This window comes from Kosakonia sp. LAM2021 (assembly GCF_016620385.1).
Classification (GTDB): Bacteria; Pseudomonadota; Gammaproteobacteria; order Enterobacterales; family Enterobacteriaceae; genus Kosakonia; species Kosakonia sacchari.
This window is the reverse complement of the sequence record NZ_JAENHT010000011.1, coordinates 63,259-80,377: the sequence shown is the minus strand read 5'-3', so window position 1 is coordinate 80,377 and position 17,119 is coordinate 63,259. Positions and strand designations below refer to the sequence as shown.

Sequence of the window (17,119 nt, the reverse complement as noted above, 5' to 3'; positions counted from 1 at the left end):
CGGCAAATCCCCTCCGGGTGGAGGGGATGGAAGGATTAACGCAGTTCCTGACGGACGCGCGCCAGATCTTCAGGGGTATCCACGCCGGTGCCCGGCACCACACTGGCGACGGCGACGTGGATTTTTTCGCCGTACCAGAGCACGCGCAGTTGCTCCAGCATCTCTATCTGCTCAAGCGGGCTGGTTTGCCAGCTGACATAACGGCGGATAAAACCGGCGCGATAGCCATAAATGCCGATATGACGCAGGAAAGTATCGCCTATCGTCTCGCGAGATTGTGCGAAACGATCGCGATCCCAGGGGATCGTAGCGCGGGAGAAGTAGAGCGCGTAACCTTCGGCGTCCATCACCACTTTCACCGCGTTCGGGTTGAATGTCTCTTCCGCACTGTGAATGGGTACCGCCAGCGTTGCCATCCCAACATCACGCGCGGCAAGGTTTTCTGCCACCTGGCGAATAATCGCTGGCGGGATCATTGGTTCATCACCCTGCACATTGACGATCACGGTATCGTCGCTGAAACCGCATTTTTCCACGACTTCAGCAAGGCGTTCAGTGCCGGACTGATGATCGGCACGGGTCATACAGACTTCACCGTCAACCGCCTGCACCGCATGCATCACCTCTTCGTTGTCCGTCGCCACGATAATACGCTCAGCGCCGGATTCACGGGCGCGCTCCAGCACATGCACCACCATGGGCTTACCGTTAATATCGACTAAAGGTTTGCCAGGCAAGCGTGTTGAAGCATAACGCGCGGGAATGATCACAACGAAACTCATGGCCGGCTCTCTTCCGCAGTTAATGAACGCGCTTCGGTTTCCAGTAATACTGGAATACCTTCCCGAACGGGATAGGCGAGGCTGTCGATTTTGCAGATTAATTCTTGTTTATCCTGGGTGTAATTCAGCTTTCCGTTACACACCGGGCAGGCAATAATTTCAAGTAAACGGTGATCCATCTTTCCTCCTGATACACCGATAATTAACGGTTTAAGCTTATCATATTCATTTATTACGCCGCGTCTATTTCCAGCCCGGCGCGGCATGCAGCAAATAACCCCTCGGGCAATCGCGAGAACGTAACCCGCAGAGCTCCCTGCCAACGGGCAAACTCGGTAATAGCACCTAACAGCCCCTTTTCCAGCGAATGCCCGGGTTTAACGCCATCTTCCAGATACAGCGCAATAATCTCCAGCATGCCCACTTTACGGTGCATTTTTGCATCCATACGCCCCACCAGTCGCCCACGATGCAATAATGGCAACACAAAATAGCCAAATTGCCGTTTAGGGGCCGGGGTATAGCACTCCAGACGGTAGCTAAAATCGAACAGTTGCTCGGCTCGTTTACGATCCCATACCACCGGATCAAACGGTGAAAGCACCGCGCTGTGAGTAGCGACAAGTTTGCCTGCCTGCGCCTGTTCAAGCTGCGGCAATAAAGAGGCATGCAGCCATGCCGGGCCAATGTTTTCAACATTGACGGGATAAATGGTTCCCGCGTCCTGCATCTTCTCCAGCACTAACGGTAATGCCACTTTCCGCAAGCGATAGTAATCCGCCAGCCACTGAGCGCGAAACAGCCCTAAACTGCGGGCGCTGTTTTCCAGCATCTGATACTCCGCCGCATCCTGCGGCAGCAGGTCGCGAGCATCATCCCAGTGCGGCACAACCCGCGGTGTTAAATCATAAACACGCTGGAAATTGCGACGTTCCACCACCATCACTTTTCCGGCCGTAAATAGTCCTTCCAGATGCCGCTTATGCGGCTTCCATGCCCACCAGCCGCTGGCTCCTTTACGTGGATGTTCAAAATCAGCCGAACGTACCGGGCCATTTTGCTCAATATGTACAATGAGCTGCTCAATTTCCGCCGCATGTTCCTGCATCCACGCTTCGCGATACTTCCAGCCCATTTGATCTGGCGCCAGCATGCGATGGCGCACCAGCGCAAAGTCTTCACGCGGCAGAAAACAGGCTTCATGCGCCCAGTACTCCATCAGGTCACCGTTGCGCAGCGCGTCATCAAGCCAGTGCTGCGGGTAGTGCCCAAGGCGGCTAAAAAGTACCAGATACGGGCTGCGGGCAACAATATTGATAGTGTCAATTTGCAGCAGCGACATGCGCTGAATAGTGGAGAGAATATCGCCCGGTTTTGCCCGACGGGAAGGTTTACGTAATAGCCCCTGGGCTGCGAGATGCAGATGACGAGCAGCAGTCAGAGAAAGTTGCGGCACGGACATGGGAGTTCCTGTTTAAGTAACAGGGCGCGGCCGATGCGACCACCGTCAGCGCGCCAGGGTGAACAATTCCTGCAGTAATTCTTGCGCCTGCTCGCCCTCAAGCTGCGCGTCTACAGGCAAATACCACCAGTTATCCTCAGCAAACGACCGACACTTAACTGCATCTTTTTCGGTCATCACCAATGTTTGCCCCGGTTTCACCAGCGGCTTTACATCATGCAGCGTTAACGCCTGATGATCGGCAAGCGCCACCGTTTTTTGCAGCGTCGCTCCGCACTCGGTGAGAGTAGCAAAAAAACGTGGAGGATGGCCGATTCCTGCCATCGCAACGATATTGGTCAGTGTGTGAACGTCACGGCGTTCGCCGGTAAGCAGATTGACCGCCAACCCAGGCCTCAAACGCATCGGGATCTCTCCCGCTCTGGCTACACCGCCGTTGGTAATGATGGCATCCACACTTTTTAAACGCGACGCCCGCTCACGCATCGGCCCTGCGGGCAACCACCAGCCATTGCCAAAACGCCTGACGCCGTCAACAACGACAATTTCCTTATCACGCGCCAGCTTATAGTGCTGCAAACCATCATCCGTAATGATCAGTTGTACCGCATGTAGCGCAAGAATCGCACTGACAGCATCACTTCTGACGGGAGAAACCGCAACCGGTGCGCCAGTACGTTGATATATCAGAACCGGTTCATCCCCTGCTTGAGCCGTAGTGGTTTCAGGTGTCAGCACAAGCGGATAACGATCCGCTCTACCACCGTAGCCACGCGACACCACACCAACATGGATGCCACGCTGCTGCAGTTGCTCCACCAACCAGATGACAACGGGCGTTTTACCGTTGCCGCCTGCCGTCAGATTGCCGACGACAACAACAGGAACAGGCGCACGCCAGGATTTTTTTAAACCAATGCGATAGGCAAAACGAATGGCACCGCTCACCAGGCCGTAAAGCCAGGAGAGTGGTAGCAACAGTAGCCACAAGCGGGATTCACCGGACCAGATGCGTGCAATCATTCGCCAAACTGCATTTTGTGAAGCTGAGCGTAGACACCACGTTGTTCCAGCAGATCCGCGTGGGTGCCACGTTCAACGATACGGCCATCTTCCACTACCACAATTTCGTCAGCCTGTTCGATGGTCGACAAACGGTGAGCGATAACCATTGAGGTACGGTTCTTTTGCAGCTCGTTCAGCGCGGCCTGAATGGCACGTTCAGATTCGGTATCAAGCGCCGAGGTCGCTTCATCAAGAATGAGGATCGGGCTGTCGCGCAGCAGCGCGCGGGCAATCGCAATGCGCTGGCGTTGACCGCCTGAAAGCAGCACGCCATTTTCCCCAATCATCGTATCCAGCCCCTCATCCATCTTATTGATAAAGTCATAGGCATAGGCCATTTTCGCTGCTTGCTCAATCTCTTCGCGGCTGTACGCTTCGGTACGTGCGTAAGCGATGTTATTGGCAACCGTATCATTAAACAGATGTACGTTTTGCGATACCAGCGCAACCTGATCACGCAACGACGTGAGCTTATATTCACGTAAGTCGTGGCCATCCATCAGGATTTGCCCTTCGTCGACATCGTAAAAACGCGTGATCAGGCTTGCCAGCGTCGATTTACCCGAACCGGAACGCCCTACCAGTGCGACGGTTTTCCCCGCCGGAATCGTCAGGTTGATATTGCGCAATGCTGGCGTTTCACGCCCCGGATAGGTGAAGGTCACGTTGCGAAACTCAATATCACCGCGCGCACGTTCAATCACCCGCGTGCCTTCGTCTTTTTCTTGCTCACTATCCAGAATCGCAAACAAGGTCTGGCAGGCCGCCATACCACGCTGGAACTGAGCATTGACGTTGGTCAGGGATTTCAATGGGCGCATAAGCGCGATCATTGATGAAAAGACAACGGTGATAGTACCCGCACTCAAAGTGGACATCACGCTTGGAAAACTGGCGGCATACAGCACAAACGCCAGCGCCAGTGACGCAATAAGCTGAATAATAGGATCGGAAATAGACGATGCCGAGACCATTTTCATGCCCTGTAAGCGCATCTTATTGCTGACTTTATCAAAACGGCTGGTTTCTACTTCCTGGCCGCCAAACATCAGCACCTCTTTGTGCCCTTTCAGCATCTGCTCCGCACTGGTGGTCACCTGCCCCATCGTGTTTTGCATATTTTTACTGATGTTGCGAAAGCGTTTGGAAACCACGCGAATCGCTATCGAAACGATCGGCGCCAGCACAATGAGAATCAGAGAGAGTTGCCAGCTATACCAAAACATCATGATAAACAAGCCGATAATCGATGCTCCCTCACGCACAACAGTGATCAATGCGCTGGAGGAGGAGGAAGCGACCTGTTCAGAGTCATAGGTAATACGCGAAAGTAAAGTGCCTGTAGATTGCTTATCAAAAAATGAGACCGGCATGCCCATCATATGGCTGAACAGGCGACGACGCATGGTCATCACCACTTTTCCGGAAACCCAGGAAATGCAGTAACTGGAGATGTAGCTGGTGATTCCACGCAGGATCATCAGCCCAATAACCACTAGCGGCATCCACAGCAGCACAGAGCGGTCGGTTTTACCAAAACCATCATCCAGTAACGGTTTGAGCAGCGATAGCATAAATGTATCGCTGGCTGCGTTGAGGATTAACGCTATCCCCGACACGATAAGACCCGCTTTGAAAGGCGCAATAGTTGGCCATAATCGGCGGAATGTCTGCCACGTGGAGAGATCTTTGTCGTTATGCATTCAAAAAACCAGCACTTGTTGAAATAGCCGCATATTCTACCCGTTATCACTGGGTACGCCAAACCACTGATGATACCAACGCGGTAAAAGTTGATCTCGTAAGCTATGGATTTCCCAGCCCTGTGGCGAAAACGATACTGTTAACTGCCCTTGATGCGGCGTGTCGTACCAGCGATATCCCTGTTCACGGTAGCGGTTGCTCACCTTTATCGACGGGAACCGCCAGGCGTTGTAACGTGACGCAGAGGCCAGCGCTGCTTCGCCGCCAATTCGCTGCACAAAGGGCAACGACGAAGAACTATTGCTTCCATGATGAGGCAATTGCACTAGTGTAGACTGCAAATGCGTCCAATAGTGACTCAGCATCGCCATCTCCCCCGATGCTTCAATATCTCCCGTGAGCAGGAAGCTGTGTTGGCCGTCATCGACTCTGACTACACATGAATGGTTGTTACCTTTGGCCTCGACATCGCTTAGCGGCCAATGAACGGTAAATGTTAGCCCCTGCCATTGCCACTGCTGACCGCGAAAGCATGGTTGGTGAGCAGCCCAACCCAGCGGGCTACGAATCCATAATTGCGGCCAGGCATTCAACAGTGAGTCCAGTCCACCACGATGATCCAAATGTTCATGACTCAGAATAATGCCTTCAGGCTGTAAAGCATGCCAACGCAGCCATGGAATAATCAACTGCCGCCCACTATCGCCACCGGGCCACGCAACGCCTGTATCATAGAGAATCGCTTTACCATTACGTTCAATCACCATTGCCAGGCCCTGCCCCACGTCCAGCATATGCACTGCCCACTCTCCCTGCCGTTCAGTGCGCCAGAACGGCAGAGTAAGCAATGTCAGGCATGCCAGACACAGCGCCGGGACGCTCCGCCATAAATGCAAACGCCAGACAATCAGCGCCAGCCACGGCAACCAGGCCAGCCACTGCCAGCGCATATCCACATTAAGCCAACCGGCAGGTAGCCAATGCAGAAAAGCAAACAGGAATTCCAGTGTCTTATCTGCAAGGTACCAGCAAGCCAACTCCCCCGCCGCAGGGCCGATCAAGTGCAGCAACATTCCCAGTAAAATGAGCGGTACAGTAACAAACGTTACCAACGGAATGGCCAACAAATTTGCCGCTAACGAGCTCAGACTTATGCCGTGGAAAATTGACAACTGCACAGGAAGCAGTAGTAAAGTCATCCCCACTTGTAGATGAAGCAAATTAATACTGCTCTGGACCAGCCAGGTATGTTGTTTTGTCGAAGCCGGTAGCCATTGATACCAAAACAGCAGCGCGGCTACTGCGAAAGCAGACAGCCACAGACTGGTTGATAGCACGGCAAGGGGATCGGTGAATAAGATAGCGGCAATGCAACAAAGCCATACCTGCCAGGGTGACCACAATCGCCCGGATAGCCGTAACGCGGCCCACACGCTAAGAGAAATAGCGGTACGCAATGCAGGCGGTTGTAGCCCGGTCAGCCAGGCGTAACTTACTGCAAACCCTACGCCAATAAGCAAGGGTAAACGCCAGCTAACCCAGCCGCCGGGAAAGAAACTTTGCACACCACGAACAATCAGCCATCCCAACATTGCCGCCAGAGCAATATGTAACCCTGATATCGCCATCAAATGCGCCGTACCGGTCTGCCGCATGATCTCTTTAACACTGGCATCCAACGTTGCGCGTTCGCCCATCCCTAACGCCAGAATCACCTGCTGCCAGGGATATCTAGTCAGTGTTTCGGTTAATGATTGCAGGTAGCGCGCGCGCCATGTGCACTGGGGTTCGGTCAGGCGGGCATCAATAAAACGGCCACTCAGCGGCAGGTGGGAAGCCATTGCATAACGTTGCGTATCGAAACCACCATCATTCAATTGCCCGTGAATGGCACGTGCTCTAATCGTCATCGTCCATCGCTGGCCGGTACAAACTGGCTCAGGCAAATACTGGCCATAGAGGCTTATTCCTACTGATGGAGACAAGCGCTTACCATCCAGACGAGTGATTTTTCCCCAATGCCGGGTCATATGATCCGTATCGGTAATTACCACCTCAGCCCGGTGAGTCGCACCAGCTATGTGCCCGGCAGGCCAGACAGCCTGCATTGCTGCCAGCACTCCCCATGCGAATGCAAGTAATGTGACTGCGCAATAACAAAACAGGCGAGGCCGAAAACACGCGCATAGACATCCGATAGCAATGAGAAACCACACACATTCTGTGGATGGTAGTGATGGCATCCACTGTAATGGCAAAATGCCAATTATCAGGCATATCGCTAATGCCGGTAACGTCATGCATACCTCCTTGTGGCGTGGAGAGTATGCCGCTGTTGCCAGTGTTTTCTATTTGTAATAACCGTTTTGCGGTGCAGGCTGGTTGCGTTCAACGCATTTGCATGACATCTGCAAAATTGTGCGAAGCAGCTTCAGAAATGAAGAGATCCGAGAAACAAAAAAAGCACCTACAGGTGCTTTTTCGTCAAAGTTAATTTCAGCGTGTAGCTAAAAATTACTCATAAATATTGGCGCGGTCGCGTAATTCTTTACCCGGTTTAAAGTGCGGAACGTATTTTCCTTCCAGATCCACTTTATCGCCTGTTTTCGGGTTACGCCCGGTGCGAGGTGCACGATAGTGCAGGGAAAAACTGCCGAAACCGCGGATCTCAATGCGCTCGCCCTGGGCAAGAGTAGAGGCCATATGCTCCAGCATCTCTTTTACAGCATCTTCCACAGCTTTAGCCGGAATATGCGACTGCTGGCTTGCAAGTCTTTCAATCAATTCTGACTTGGTCATGATTCCTCCGGTTTCCTTCAACGCAAAATTAGCTTTACTAGCTTTAACAAGGGCGGCCGTAGCCGCCCTTTGTCATTGATTACAGGACGAATCCTGTGATCTGTCAAGTAACTCCTCACCGTTCACGCTGCAGCCGTGTGACTTACGTCCTGGTACAGCGTAAATAATTCAGAGCGCTTGATATTACTCGCCTTTCGCTGCTTTGAAAGCTTCAGCCATAGCGTTAGAGAAATTGCCTTCTTCCTGTTTGTTGTTAACAGAAGCGATTGCATCTTTCTCGTCAGCTTCGTCTTTCGCACGAACAGACAGGCTAACTACGCGGTTTTTACGATCAACACCAGTGAATTTAGCTTCAACATCGTCGCCAACATTCAGAACCAGAGTTGCGTCTTCAACGCGGTCACGGGAAGCTTCAGAAGCGCGCAGGTAACCTTCAACGCCGTCAGCCAGTTCTACGGTCGCGCCTTTAGCGTCAACTGCAGTAACTTTACCGTTTACGATTGCGCCTTTCTTGTTCAATGCAACGTAGTTGTTGAACGGATCTTCTGCGAGCTGTTTAACGCCCAGAGAGATACGCTCACGCTCTGCGTCAACCTGCAGAACAACGGCTGCGATTTCGTCGCCTTTTTTGTATTCACGAACTGCTTCTTCGCCTGCAACGTTCCAGGAGATGTCAGACAGGTGAACCAGGCCATCGATACCGCCGTCCAGGCCGATGAAGATACCAAAGTCAGTGATAGACTTGATTTTACCTTCAACGCGGTCGCCCTTGTTGTGGGTTTCAGCGAACTGCTGCCACGGGTTGGATTTGCACTGTTTCAGGCCCAGGGAGATACGACGACGTTCTTCGTCGATATCCAGAACCATAACTTCCACTACATCGCCAACGTTAACAACTTTGGACGGGTGGATGTTTTTGTTGGTCCAATCCATTTCGGAAACGTGAACCAGGCCTTCAACGCCTTCTTCGATTTCAACGAAGCAGCCGTAGTCGGTCAGGTTGGTCACGCGGCCAGTCAGCTTGGTGCCTTCCGGGTAACGCTTAGCGATAGCTACCCACGGATCTTCGCCCAGCTGTTTCAGGCCCAGGGAAACACGAGTACGTTCGCGGTCGAATTTCAGCACTTTAACAGTGATTTCGTCGCCAACGTTTACGATTTCGCTCGGATGCTTAACGCGTTTCCATGCCATATCGGTGATGTGCAGCAGGCCGTCAACGCCACCCAGATCAACGAATGCACCGTAGTCAGTGAGGTTCTTAACGATACCTTTAACTTCCATGCCTTCCTGCAGGTTTTCCAGCAGTTGATCGCGCTCTGCGCTGTTTTCGGATTCGATAACCGCACGACGTGAAACAACAACGTTGTTACGTTTCTGGTCCAGCTTGATTACTTTGAATTCAAGCTCTTTGCCTTCCAGGTGCAGAGTGTCACGGACCGGACGAACGTCTACCAGGGAACCCGGCAGGAACGCGCGAATACCGTTCAGCTCAACAGTGAAGCCGCCCTTGACTTTGCCGTTGATAACACCGGTAACAGTTTCAGCGTCTTCGTAAGCTTTTTCCAGCGTGATCCAAGCTTCGTGACGTTTAGCTTTTTCACGGGACAGCAGGGTTTCACCGAAGCCGTCTTCTACTGCATCCAGAGCAACGTCGACTTCGTCACCAACCTGGATTTCCAGCTCGCCCTGGGCGTTTTTGAACTGCTCTGCCGGAATGGCGGACTCAGATTTCAGACCGGCGTCAACCAGAACTACGTCTTTGTCGATAGCAACAACAACACCACGAACGATAGAACCCGGGCGGGTTTCGATTTCTTTCAGGGACTCTTCAAAGAGTTGAGCAAAAGATTCAGTCATATTGATAATCTTCAGGATTCTTCAATTTAACGTCCACCTGGCTTCATGCCGGATGGGGTTGTTTCACATGCCTGCTCACACTCCATTGCAGCAGGTACTACGAATTCGGTCGCTTATGCGAGAGCCAATTTTTGGCGAGCATATTGTAGCGCTTTCTCAATCACTTGCTCAATACTTAAACTGGTTGAATCCAGTACTAAAGCATCGGCAGCGGGAACCAGCGGTGCAACAGGACGGTTTCGATCGCGATCGTCACGTTCCTTTATCTCGGCCAAAAGGCGTTCAAAGTTAACACTAAAGCCCTTCTCCTGCAACTGTAGCATGCGCCGATGCGCACGCTCTTCAGAAGAAGCGTCAAGAAAAATTTTTACCGGCGCGTCCGGAAAAACCACAGTCCCCATATCACGCCCGTCGGCGATAAGGCCTGGTGCGTCACGGAATGCGCGCTGGCGACGTAATAACGCTTCACGCACTCGCGGGAACGCTGCAATCTGCGAGGCTGCATTCGCCACGTCCTGAGTACGAATTTCGCTGCTGACATCTTCGCCTTCCAGAATGACCTCCAGATGGCCATTTGTTGAGACAAAACGCACATCCAGGTGCGCTGCCAGCGGAACCAAAACATCTTCGGAAGAAACATCGACATGGTGATGCAGCGCGGCGAGCGCCAGAACACGATAAATTGCGCCTGAGTCCAACAGATGCCATTGCAACGCTTCCGCCATTGCCTTGCAAAGCGTGCCTTTACCCGCGCCGCTTGGCCCATCAATGGTGATTACCGGGGCAATTGCCGTCATCTTTCTCTCCTTAATCAAGGCATATCGTTACATAACCGCGCGCATTATACGCGCCAATGCCCACAACCGTTACTGTTGCGTGCGAATAACCGAAGAGGATGCAACTGAGTGTAGAATAATTGCGCGGGAAGCGGGCTGATTTACACCAGCCCGCAAGAGGGGAAGTTATGCCAGCGTACTAATATGGGCTAATTGCTCGAAATAGTCCGGGAAAGTCTTCGCTGTACATTTCGGATCAAGAATGGTGACCGGCGTATCAGACAGCGCCACCAGCGAGAAGCACATCGCCATACGGTGATCGTTATAAGTCCCGATTTCCGCAAATTGCAGTCTGGCAGGCGGTGTCACGCGAATATAGTCTTCACCCTCTTCCACTTCGGCTCCGACTTTACGCAGCTCCGTCGCCATCGCGAATAAGCGATCGGTCTCTTTCACGCGCCAATTGTAGATGTTACGCAGAGTGGTCGTGCCTTTGGCAAACAGCGCTGCCGTCGCGATAGTCATTGCCGCATCGGGAATATGATTCATATCCATATCGATGGCGTTCAACTCACCACGCGTGCAGGAAATATAATCATCGCCCCAGACAACGGTTGCGCCCATTTTTTCCAGCACATCAGCAAAACGAATATCGCCCTGCACGCTGTTACGGCCTATGCCGGTTACTTTCACCGTACCGCCTTTGATTGCGCCGGCCGCGAGGAAATAAGAAGCAGAAGACGCATCGCCTTCGACCAGATAATGCCCCGGTGACTGATATTGCTGCGCACCGCGCACAACAAAGCGTTGGTATTGCTGGTTTTCAACCTCAACACCGAAGGTCTTCATTAGATGCAGCGTGATATCAATATACGGTTTGGATACCAGGTCACCTTTGATGGTGATAACCGTGTCGTTGGGCGCCAGCGGGGCTGTCATCAGCAATGCGGTTAAGAACTGGCTGGAAACGCTGCCGTCGACGCTCACTTCACCGCCGGTAAAGCCACCGCGCAAATGCAGCGGCGGATAATTTTCCTGCTCCAGGTAATCAATCTTTGCCCCGCCCTGACGAAGCGCATCGACCAGATGGCCAATCGGGCGCTCTTTCATGCGCGGCTCGCCAGTCAGCACAATATCGTTTTCGCCAAGGCACAGCACAGCGGCCAACGGACGCATAGCCGTTCCTGCGTTACCCAGAAACAGCTCCAGTTTTTCTGTTGAGTGCAGCGGGCCGCCAACCCCCGTCACTTCGCAACGGGTACGATCGGCAGACAACGTGTAATGAACCCCCAGCGCGCTGAGGGCATTGAGCATGTGGCGCACATCATCACTGTCCAGCAGGTTAGTCAGAACAGTCGTGCCACGCGCGAATGCGGCCAGCAACAAGGCGCGATTGGAGACACTCTTTGAACCAGGCAGATTGATGGTGCCATCTACTCGCGCGATGGGTTGTAACGTCAGGGATTCCATGAAACTTCACTCTCAACAAAAAGAATAAAACCCCCGCAGTAAAACTACGGGGGTACGTCAAAACAGTGTAATTAACCGTGGCGGCGTTCGAAATCGACCATAAAATCAGTGAGCGCCTGTACGCCAGCCAGCGGCATCGCATTATAGATAGAGGCGCGCATCCCGCCGACAACACGGTGGCCTTTCAGCGCGTGCAGACCCGCGGCAAACGACTCTTCCAGGAAGACTTTATCGAGCGCGCTGTCTGCCAGCTGGAACGGCACATTCATGCGCGAGCGGTTCCCTGTCGCCACATCGTTGCGGTAGAAATCGCTGTTGTCGATCACACCGTATAACAGGTCGGCTTTTTGCTGGTTGATTTTGTCCATTGCCGCCACACCGCCCTGTTTTTTCAGCCACTTAAACACTAGCCCGGAAAGATACCAGGCAAAGGTCGGCGGCGTGTTAAACATCGAGTCGTTTTCGTTCAGCACGGTGTAATCAAGGATCGACGGGCAAGCCTGATGCGCTTTACCGAGCAGATCTTCGCGCACAATCACCAGCGTCAAACCCGCTGGCCCGATATTTTTCTGCGCGCCTGCGTAGATCACACCGAAACGGCTTACGTCAATCTGACGAGAGAGAATAGTTGAGGAAAAATCAGCAGCGACGACTACATCACCGAAGTCCGGTGTTTCATCGATCGCAATACCGTCGATCGTTTCGTTCGGACAGTAGTGCAGATAGGCCGCATTATCGCTTAGTTGCCAGTCACGCATCGGCTTCACCGCGCGCAGACCATCAACAGTGATTTTGGCGTCAATAACGTTCGGTGAGCAGTATTTTTTCGCTTCTTTTACCGCGCTCGCCGCCCAGTAGCCTGCATCAACGTAATCAGCGGTGGTTTTATCGCCCAGCAAGTTCAGCGGAACGCCCGCAAACTGGCCGCGACCGCCGCCGTGACAGAACAGAACCTTATAGTTAGAGGGAATATTCAGCAGGTCGCGAAAATCCTTTTCTGCTTCTTCCGCCACGTGGATAAACTCTTTACCACGATGGCTAATTTCCATCACCGACGTTCCAAGACCTTGCCAGTCGCACAGCTCTTGTTGCGCTTGTTTGAGCACATCCGCCGGTAATACTGCCGGGCCAGAACTAAAATTAAAGACCTGAGTCATTTCCCCTCACCACGCTATAAAGCAATAAGTTATTCCTGTGACATCGGTTTTATCATTCAGCGCTACGCGCCGCAACGGGTAATGGGTGCCAGCGGCAGGATGTGCGCTAACTCACATAGCAGAAAGTTTTGTTTGCTCACCGCAGACCCGATAAAAACGCTGTTATGTCACGCGAACAGCCCGGCTTGCCTTCGACCATTCCGGATTTGCACAACGCGGGCAAGATTGCTTATCCCCTTTTTGCATGGCGACGATTTTACTGCAGCGGACACAAACATAATCCCCCGCTTCGGGAACCGTCGTGAAACGCTCACTGCAACCTTCAGGCAAAATACATAACCCGGGTTTCACCTCATCGTCCGGGAAGTAGTAAACGCTGATTTGACCGTTGGTTTCCATTATTGCCAGACGAATCTGTCCGAGTTGTTCCACGCCATTTAGACGTAGTTCCATAAAGAACTCGAACTCGGTCATGTTTGCCGCATGCACCTTTTCCCACGCCAGTTCGCCGTTTTCGACAATGACAACCGGTTTGCCTTCCAGCAGATCTTCCAGCTTTTCGCTGTGCGACATCAGCCACATCACAAACCGATAAAGCAACGCTAAAGTGATAAAAACCACCAGCACCGGCAGCATTGGCACATCATCGTAAAAAGCGACATCCCCGGCGGCCGACCCCAATGTCAGGATTATCAGCACCTCAAACAGAGACATCTGGCGGACACCGCGTCGGCCGGTGATTTTGAGAAATAAAAAGACCAAAACAAAGGTATAGACACTACGCAGTGCGACTTCCCCGAGAAAATCAAGAGGGACCTTGTCGAGCGCCATGCGATGCAGATCAAACGCTTTCATTTTTTATGCCTGAACAGTTCGTTACTTTTCTTAATCATAGCCAGAAGTTTTATTTTCGTCGGTCAGGTGTGGAAGATAGCGTCAGTCACGCAAAACCCGTATCATTGCGCGCTTTACGTACGAAAAAAGTGACCGCCATGACTCAAACATTTATTCCCGGCAAAGACGCCGCGCTGGAAGATTCCATCGCCCGCTTCCAGCAAAAGCTCACCGATCTCGGTTTTAACATCGAAGAGGCCTCATGGCTGAATCCGGTGCCAAACGTCTGGTCTGTACATATTCGCGATAAAGAGTGCGCACTGTGCTTCACCAACGGCAAAGGTGCGACCAAAAAAGCCGCGCTGGCCTCTGCGCTGGGCGAGTATTTCGAGCGTCTGTCCACCAACTACTTCTTCGCTGATTTCTGGCTGGGTGATGCCATCGCACAGAGCCCGTTCGTTCATTATCCGAATGAGAAATGGTTCCCGCTGCCGGAAGATGATTCCCTGCCGGCAGGCATTCTGGATGCGCGTCTGCGCGCCTACTACGACCCGCAGAACGAACTGGCTGCCGGGATGCTCGTTGATCTGCAATCCGGCAACGATGAGCGCGGTATCTGCGCTCTGCCGTTTACCCGCCAGTCTGATGAGCAGACGGTTTATATCCCAATGAATATCGTCGGCAACTTATACGTTTCTAACGGTATGTCCGCCGGGAACACGCGCAATGAAGCCCGCGTGCAGGGGCTGTCCGAAGTGTTCGAACGCCATATTAAAAATCGCATTATTGCCGAAAGCATCAGCCTGCCAGAAATTCCGCAGGATGTGCTGGCGCGCTACCCGGGCGTTGTCGAAGCAATTGCCAAACTGGAAGCGGAAGGTTTCCCGATCTTCGCTTACGACGGTTCCCTGGGCGGTAAATACCCGGTTATCTGCGTTGTCCTGTTCAACCCGGCTAACGGCACCTGTTTTGCCTCTTTTGGCGCGCACCCTGATTTCGGTGTGGCGCTCGAGCGTACTGTTACCGAGCTGCTGCAAGGCCGCGGGTTAAAAGATCTGGATGTCTTCACACCGCCAACTTTTGATGATGAAGAAGTTGCCGAACATGCCAACCTAGAGACGCACTTTATCGACTCCAGCGGTTTGATCTCCTGGGACCTGTTCAAGCAGGATGCGGATTATCCGTTTGTTGACTGGAGCTTTGCTGGCACGACGGAAGAAGAGTTCGCCACACTCATGGCTATCTTTAAGGCAGAAGATAAAGAAGTCTATATTGCCGATTATGAGCATCTGGGCGTTTACGCCTGCCGTATTCTGGTGCCAGGCATGTCCGATATTTATCCGGCGGAAGATCTGTGGCTGGCGAACAACACCATGGGCAGCCATTTACGCGAAACCATCCTCTCTTTGCCTGGCAGTGAATGGGAAAAAGAGGAGTACCTCAACCTGATCGCGCAACTTGATGACGAAGGTCATGATGACTTCACCCGCGTTCGCGAACTGTTGGGTCTGGCGACCGGTAAAGACAATGGCTGGTACACGCTGCGCATTGGCGAGCTAAAAGCGATGCTAGCGCTGGCTGGCGGCGATTTGGATCAGGCATTAGCCTGGACCGAATGGACGATGGAATTCAACGCCTCGATCTTTAGCGCCGAACGGGCAAACTACTACCGCTGCCTGCAGACATTATTACTACTGGCGCAGGAAGAGGAACGCGAGCCGCTGCAATACCTGAATGCATTCGTACGCATGTATGGTGCGCAAGCAGTTGAAGCCGCCAGCGCCGCATTAAGCGGGGAAGCACCGTTCTATGACCTGCAACCGGCAGACGGTTCCCTGCAGGCGTTCCCGGCGCATCAGTCGCTGTTAGCGGCTTACGAAAAATTACAACAAGCCAAACGGGCATTCTGGTCGAAATAACGACAAGTAGAACGACAATATGTAGGCTTAATGAGTGGTCTACGCTATATTACGGGGCAATTTCATTGCCCCGTTTTATTTATTTTTTTGGCAATGACAGCCATATGTAATATTAAAGTTAAATATGGGTAAATATAATTATCCACTCCGACTAATATTGTTACTTCTTATGGCAATTACTCCATTTTAATTAACTGTTTTTTGGGAGGTCACATAAAAAAATTCAACTCATTTTGCAATTTTTAAACTTTATTTTTATTTTGATAATCAACAAGTTACTCCGCATTCGTAGAAAAACCACGCTCTTTGCGGTCCTATAAGCCAGGCGAGATATGATCCATATCAAATTCTCTTCTATAATGCTTTGTTAGTATCTCGTCGCCGACTTAATAAAGAGAGAGTTAGTGTGAAAGCTGACAACCCTTTTGATCTTATTCTTCCAGCCGAAATGGCCAAAGTTGCCGAAGAAGCTGGCGTCTATAAAGCGACTAAACATCCGCTTAAGACTTTCTATCTTGCGATTACCGCAGGCGTGTTTATCTCCATTGCTTTCGTTTTCTACATCACCGCCACCACAGGTACCGGCGCAATGCCGTACGGTATTGCTAAACTGATCGGTGGTGTCTGCTTCTCACTGGGGCTGATTCTTTGCATCATTTGCGGTGCAGATCTCTTTACTTCAACCGTACTGATTGTCGTAGCGAAAGCCAGTGGCCGTATCACCTGGGGGCAACTGGCCCGCAACTGGATTAACGTCTATGTCGGCAACCTGGTGGGTGCGCTGCTGTTTGTGCTGTTAATGTGGTTGTCCGGTGAGTACATGGTCGCCAACGGTGGCTGGGGCTTAAATGTACTGCAAACCGCAGACCATAAAGTACACCACACATTTATTGAAGCCGTGGCGCTGGGCATTCTGGCTAACCTGATGGTTTGTATGGCCGTGTGGATGAGTTATTCCGGCCGTAGCCTGATGGACAAAGCCATGATTATGGTTCTGCCGGTGGCGATGTTTGTTGCCAGCGGTTTTGAACACAGTATTGCGAATATGTTTATGATCCCGATGGGTATTGTAATTCGCAACTTTGCAAGCCCGGAGTTCTGGACCGCAGTTGGTTCCAGCCCGGAAAGTTTCTCTCACCTGACCATTATGAATTTCATCACTGATAACCTGATCCCCGTAACAATCGGGAATATCATCGGTGGAGGATTATTAGTCGGGTTGACATACTGGGTCATTTACCTGCGTGGCAACGATCATCACTAATGGTTGTTTCAGGCAGTAAATAAAAAATCC

The 17,119-nt window shown here is 52.0% G+C and carries 14 protein-coding genes; 2 read left to right on the top strand and 12 right to left on the bottom strand.

Going from position 1 to position 17,119, the window contains the following annotated elements; translation table 11 throughout:
• Positions 1 to 35: 35 nt before the first annotated feature.
• The 12 genes from kdsB to JKP81_RS20030 form a co-directional block, all read right to left on the bottom strand.
• Positions 36 to 782: a 3-deoxy-manno-octulosonate cytidylyltransferase gene (kdsB, locus tag JKP81_RS20085; protein WP_200553108.1), complete on the bottom strand. Its 747-nt coding sequence runs from the start codon at positions 780 to 782 to the stop codon at positions 36 to 38.
• Positions 779 to 961, bottom strand: coding sequence for a Trm112 family protein (locus JKP81_RS20080; protein ID WP_017456193.1), 183 nt, complete (start codon positions 959 to 961; stop codon positions 779 to 781). Before JKP81_RS20080 ends, kdsB begins: the two co-directional genes overlap by 4 nt.
• 53 nt (positions 962 to 1,014) lie before the next feature.
• The gene (locus tag JKP81_RS20075) at positions 1,015 to 2,244 is read right to left on the bottom strand and encodes a winged helix-turn-helix domain-containing protein (RefSeq protein WP_200553107.1); all 1,230 of its coding nucleotides are present in this window, start codon (positions 2,242 to 2,244) and stop codon (positions 1,015 to 1,017) included.
• Between the two features lie 45 nt (positions 2,245 to 2,289).
• Positions 2,290 to 3,267, bottom strand: a complete 978-nt coding sequence (gene lpxK / locus JKP81_RS20070) for a tetraacyldisaccharide 4'-kinase (protein ID WP_200553106.1) — start codon at positions 3,265 to 3,267, stop codon at positions 2,290 to 2,292.
• Complete coding sequence (gene msbA / locus JKP81_RS20065) at positions 3,264 to 5,012, bottom strand: lipid A ABC transporter ATP-binding protein/permease MsbA (protein WP_200553105.1); 1,749 nt, start codon at positions 5,010 to 5,012, stop codon at positions 3,264 to 3,266. Before msbA ends, lpxK begins: the two co-directional genes overlap by 4 nt.
• Positions 5,013 to 5,048: 36 nt before the next feature.
• Complete coding sequence (locus JKP81_RS20060) at positions 5,049 to 7,313, bottom strand: ComEC family protein (RefSeq protein WP_200553104.1); 2,265 nt, start codon at positions 7,311 to 7,313, stop codon at positions 5,049 to 5,051.
• A 214-nt stretch (positions 7,314 to 7,527) separates the two neighbouring features.
• The gene (gene ihfB, locus JKP81_RS20055; RefSeq protein WP_007374142.1) at positions 7,528 to 7,812 is read right to left on the bottom strand and encodes an integration host factor subunit beta; all 285 of its coding nucleotides are present in this window, start codon (positions 7,810 to 7,812) and stop codon (positions 7,528 to 7,530) included.
• A 183-nt stretch (positions 7,813 to 7,995) separates the two neighbouring features.
• Entirely contained in the window at positions 7,996 to 9,669 is a 1,674-nt protein-coding gene (gene rpsA / locus JKP81_RS20050; RefSeq protein ID WP_017456188.1) for a 30S ribosomal protein S1, read from the bottom strand.
• 113 nt (positions 9,670 to 9,782) lie between these two features.
• Positions 9,783 to 10,466 (bottom strand): (d)CMP kinase, encoded by a 684-nt coding sequence (gene cmk, locus JKP81_RS20045; RefSeq protein ID WP_017456187.1) that lies wholly within the window; start codon positions 10,464 to 10,466, stop codon positions 9,783 to 9,785.
• Positions 10,467 to 10,631: 165 nt separating this feature from the next.
• A complete protein-coding gene (gene aroA, locus JKP81_RS20040; RefSeq protein ID WP_200553103.1) occupies positions 10,632 to 11,915 on the bottom strand; it encodes a 3-phosphoshikimate 1-carboxyvinyltransferase in 1,284 nt (427 codons plus the stop codon).
• Between the two features lie 71 nt (positions 11,916 to 11,986).
• Positions 11,987 to 13,072, bottom strand: a complete 1,086-nt coding sequence (serC, locus tag JKP81_RS20035) for a 3-phosphoserine/phosphohydroxythreonine transaminase (RefSeq protein WP_200553102.1) — start codon at positions 13,070 to 13,072, stop codon at positions 11,987 to 11,989.
• A 162-nt stretch (positions 13,073 to 13,234) separates the two neighbouring features.
• Positions 13,235 to 13,927, bottom strand: a complete 693-nt coding sequence (locus JKP81_RS20030; protein ID WP_200553101.1) for a DUF421 domain-containing protein — start codon at positions 13,925 to 13,927, stop codon at positions 13,235 to 13,237.
• A gap of 137 nt (positions 13,928 to 14,064) precedes the next feature.
• On the opposite strand from JKP81_RS20030, the gene ycaO reads away from it, so the two are divergent.
• Together ycaO and focA are read left to right on the top strand one after the other, a co-directional pair.
• A complete protein-coding gene (gene ycaO, locus JKP81_RS20025; RefSeq protein WP_200553100.1) occupies positions 14,065 to 15,825 on the top strand; it encodes a 30S ribosomal protein S12 methylthiotransferase accessory factor YcaO in 1,761 nt (586 codons plus the stop codon).
• A 406-nt stretch (positions 15,826 to 16,231) separates the two neighbouring features.
• Positions 16,232 to 17,089, top strand: coding sequence for a formate transporter FocA (gene focA / locus JKP81_RS20020; RefSeq protein WP_200553099.1), 858 nt, complete (start codon positions 16,232 to 16,234; stop codon positions 17,087 to 17,089).
• Positions 17,090 to 17,119: the final 30 nt, after the last annotated feature.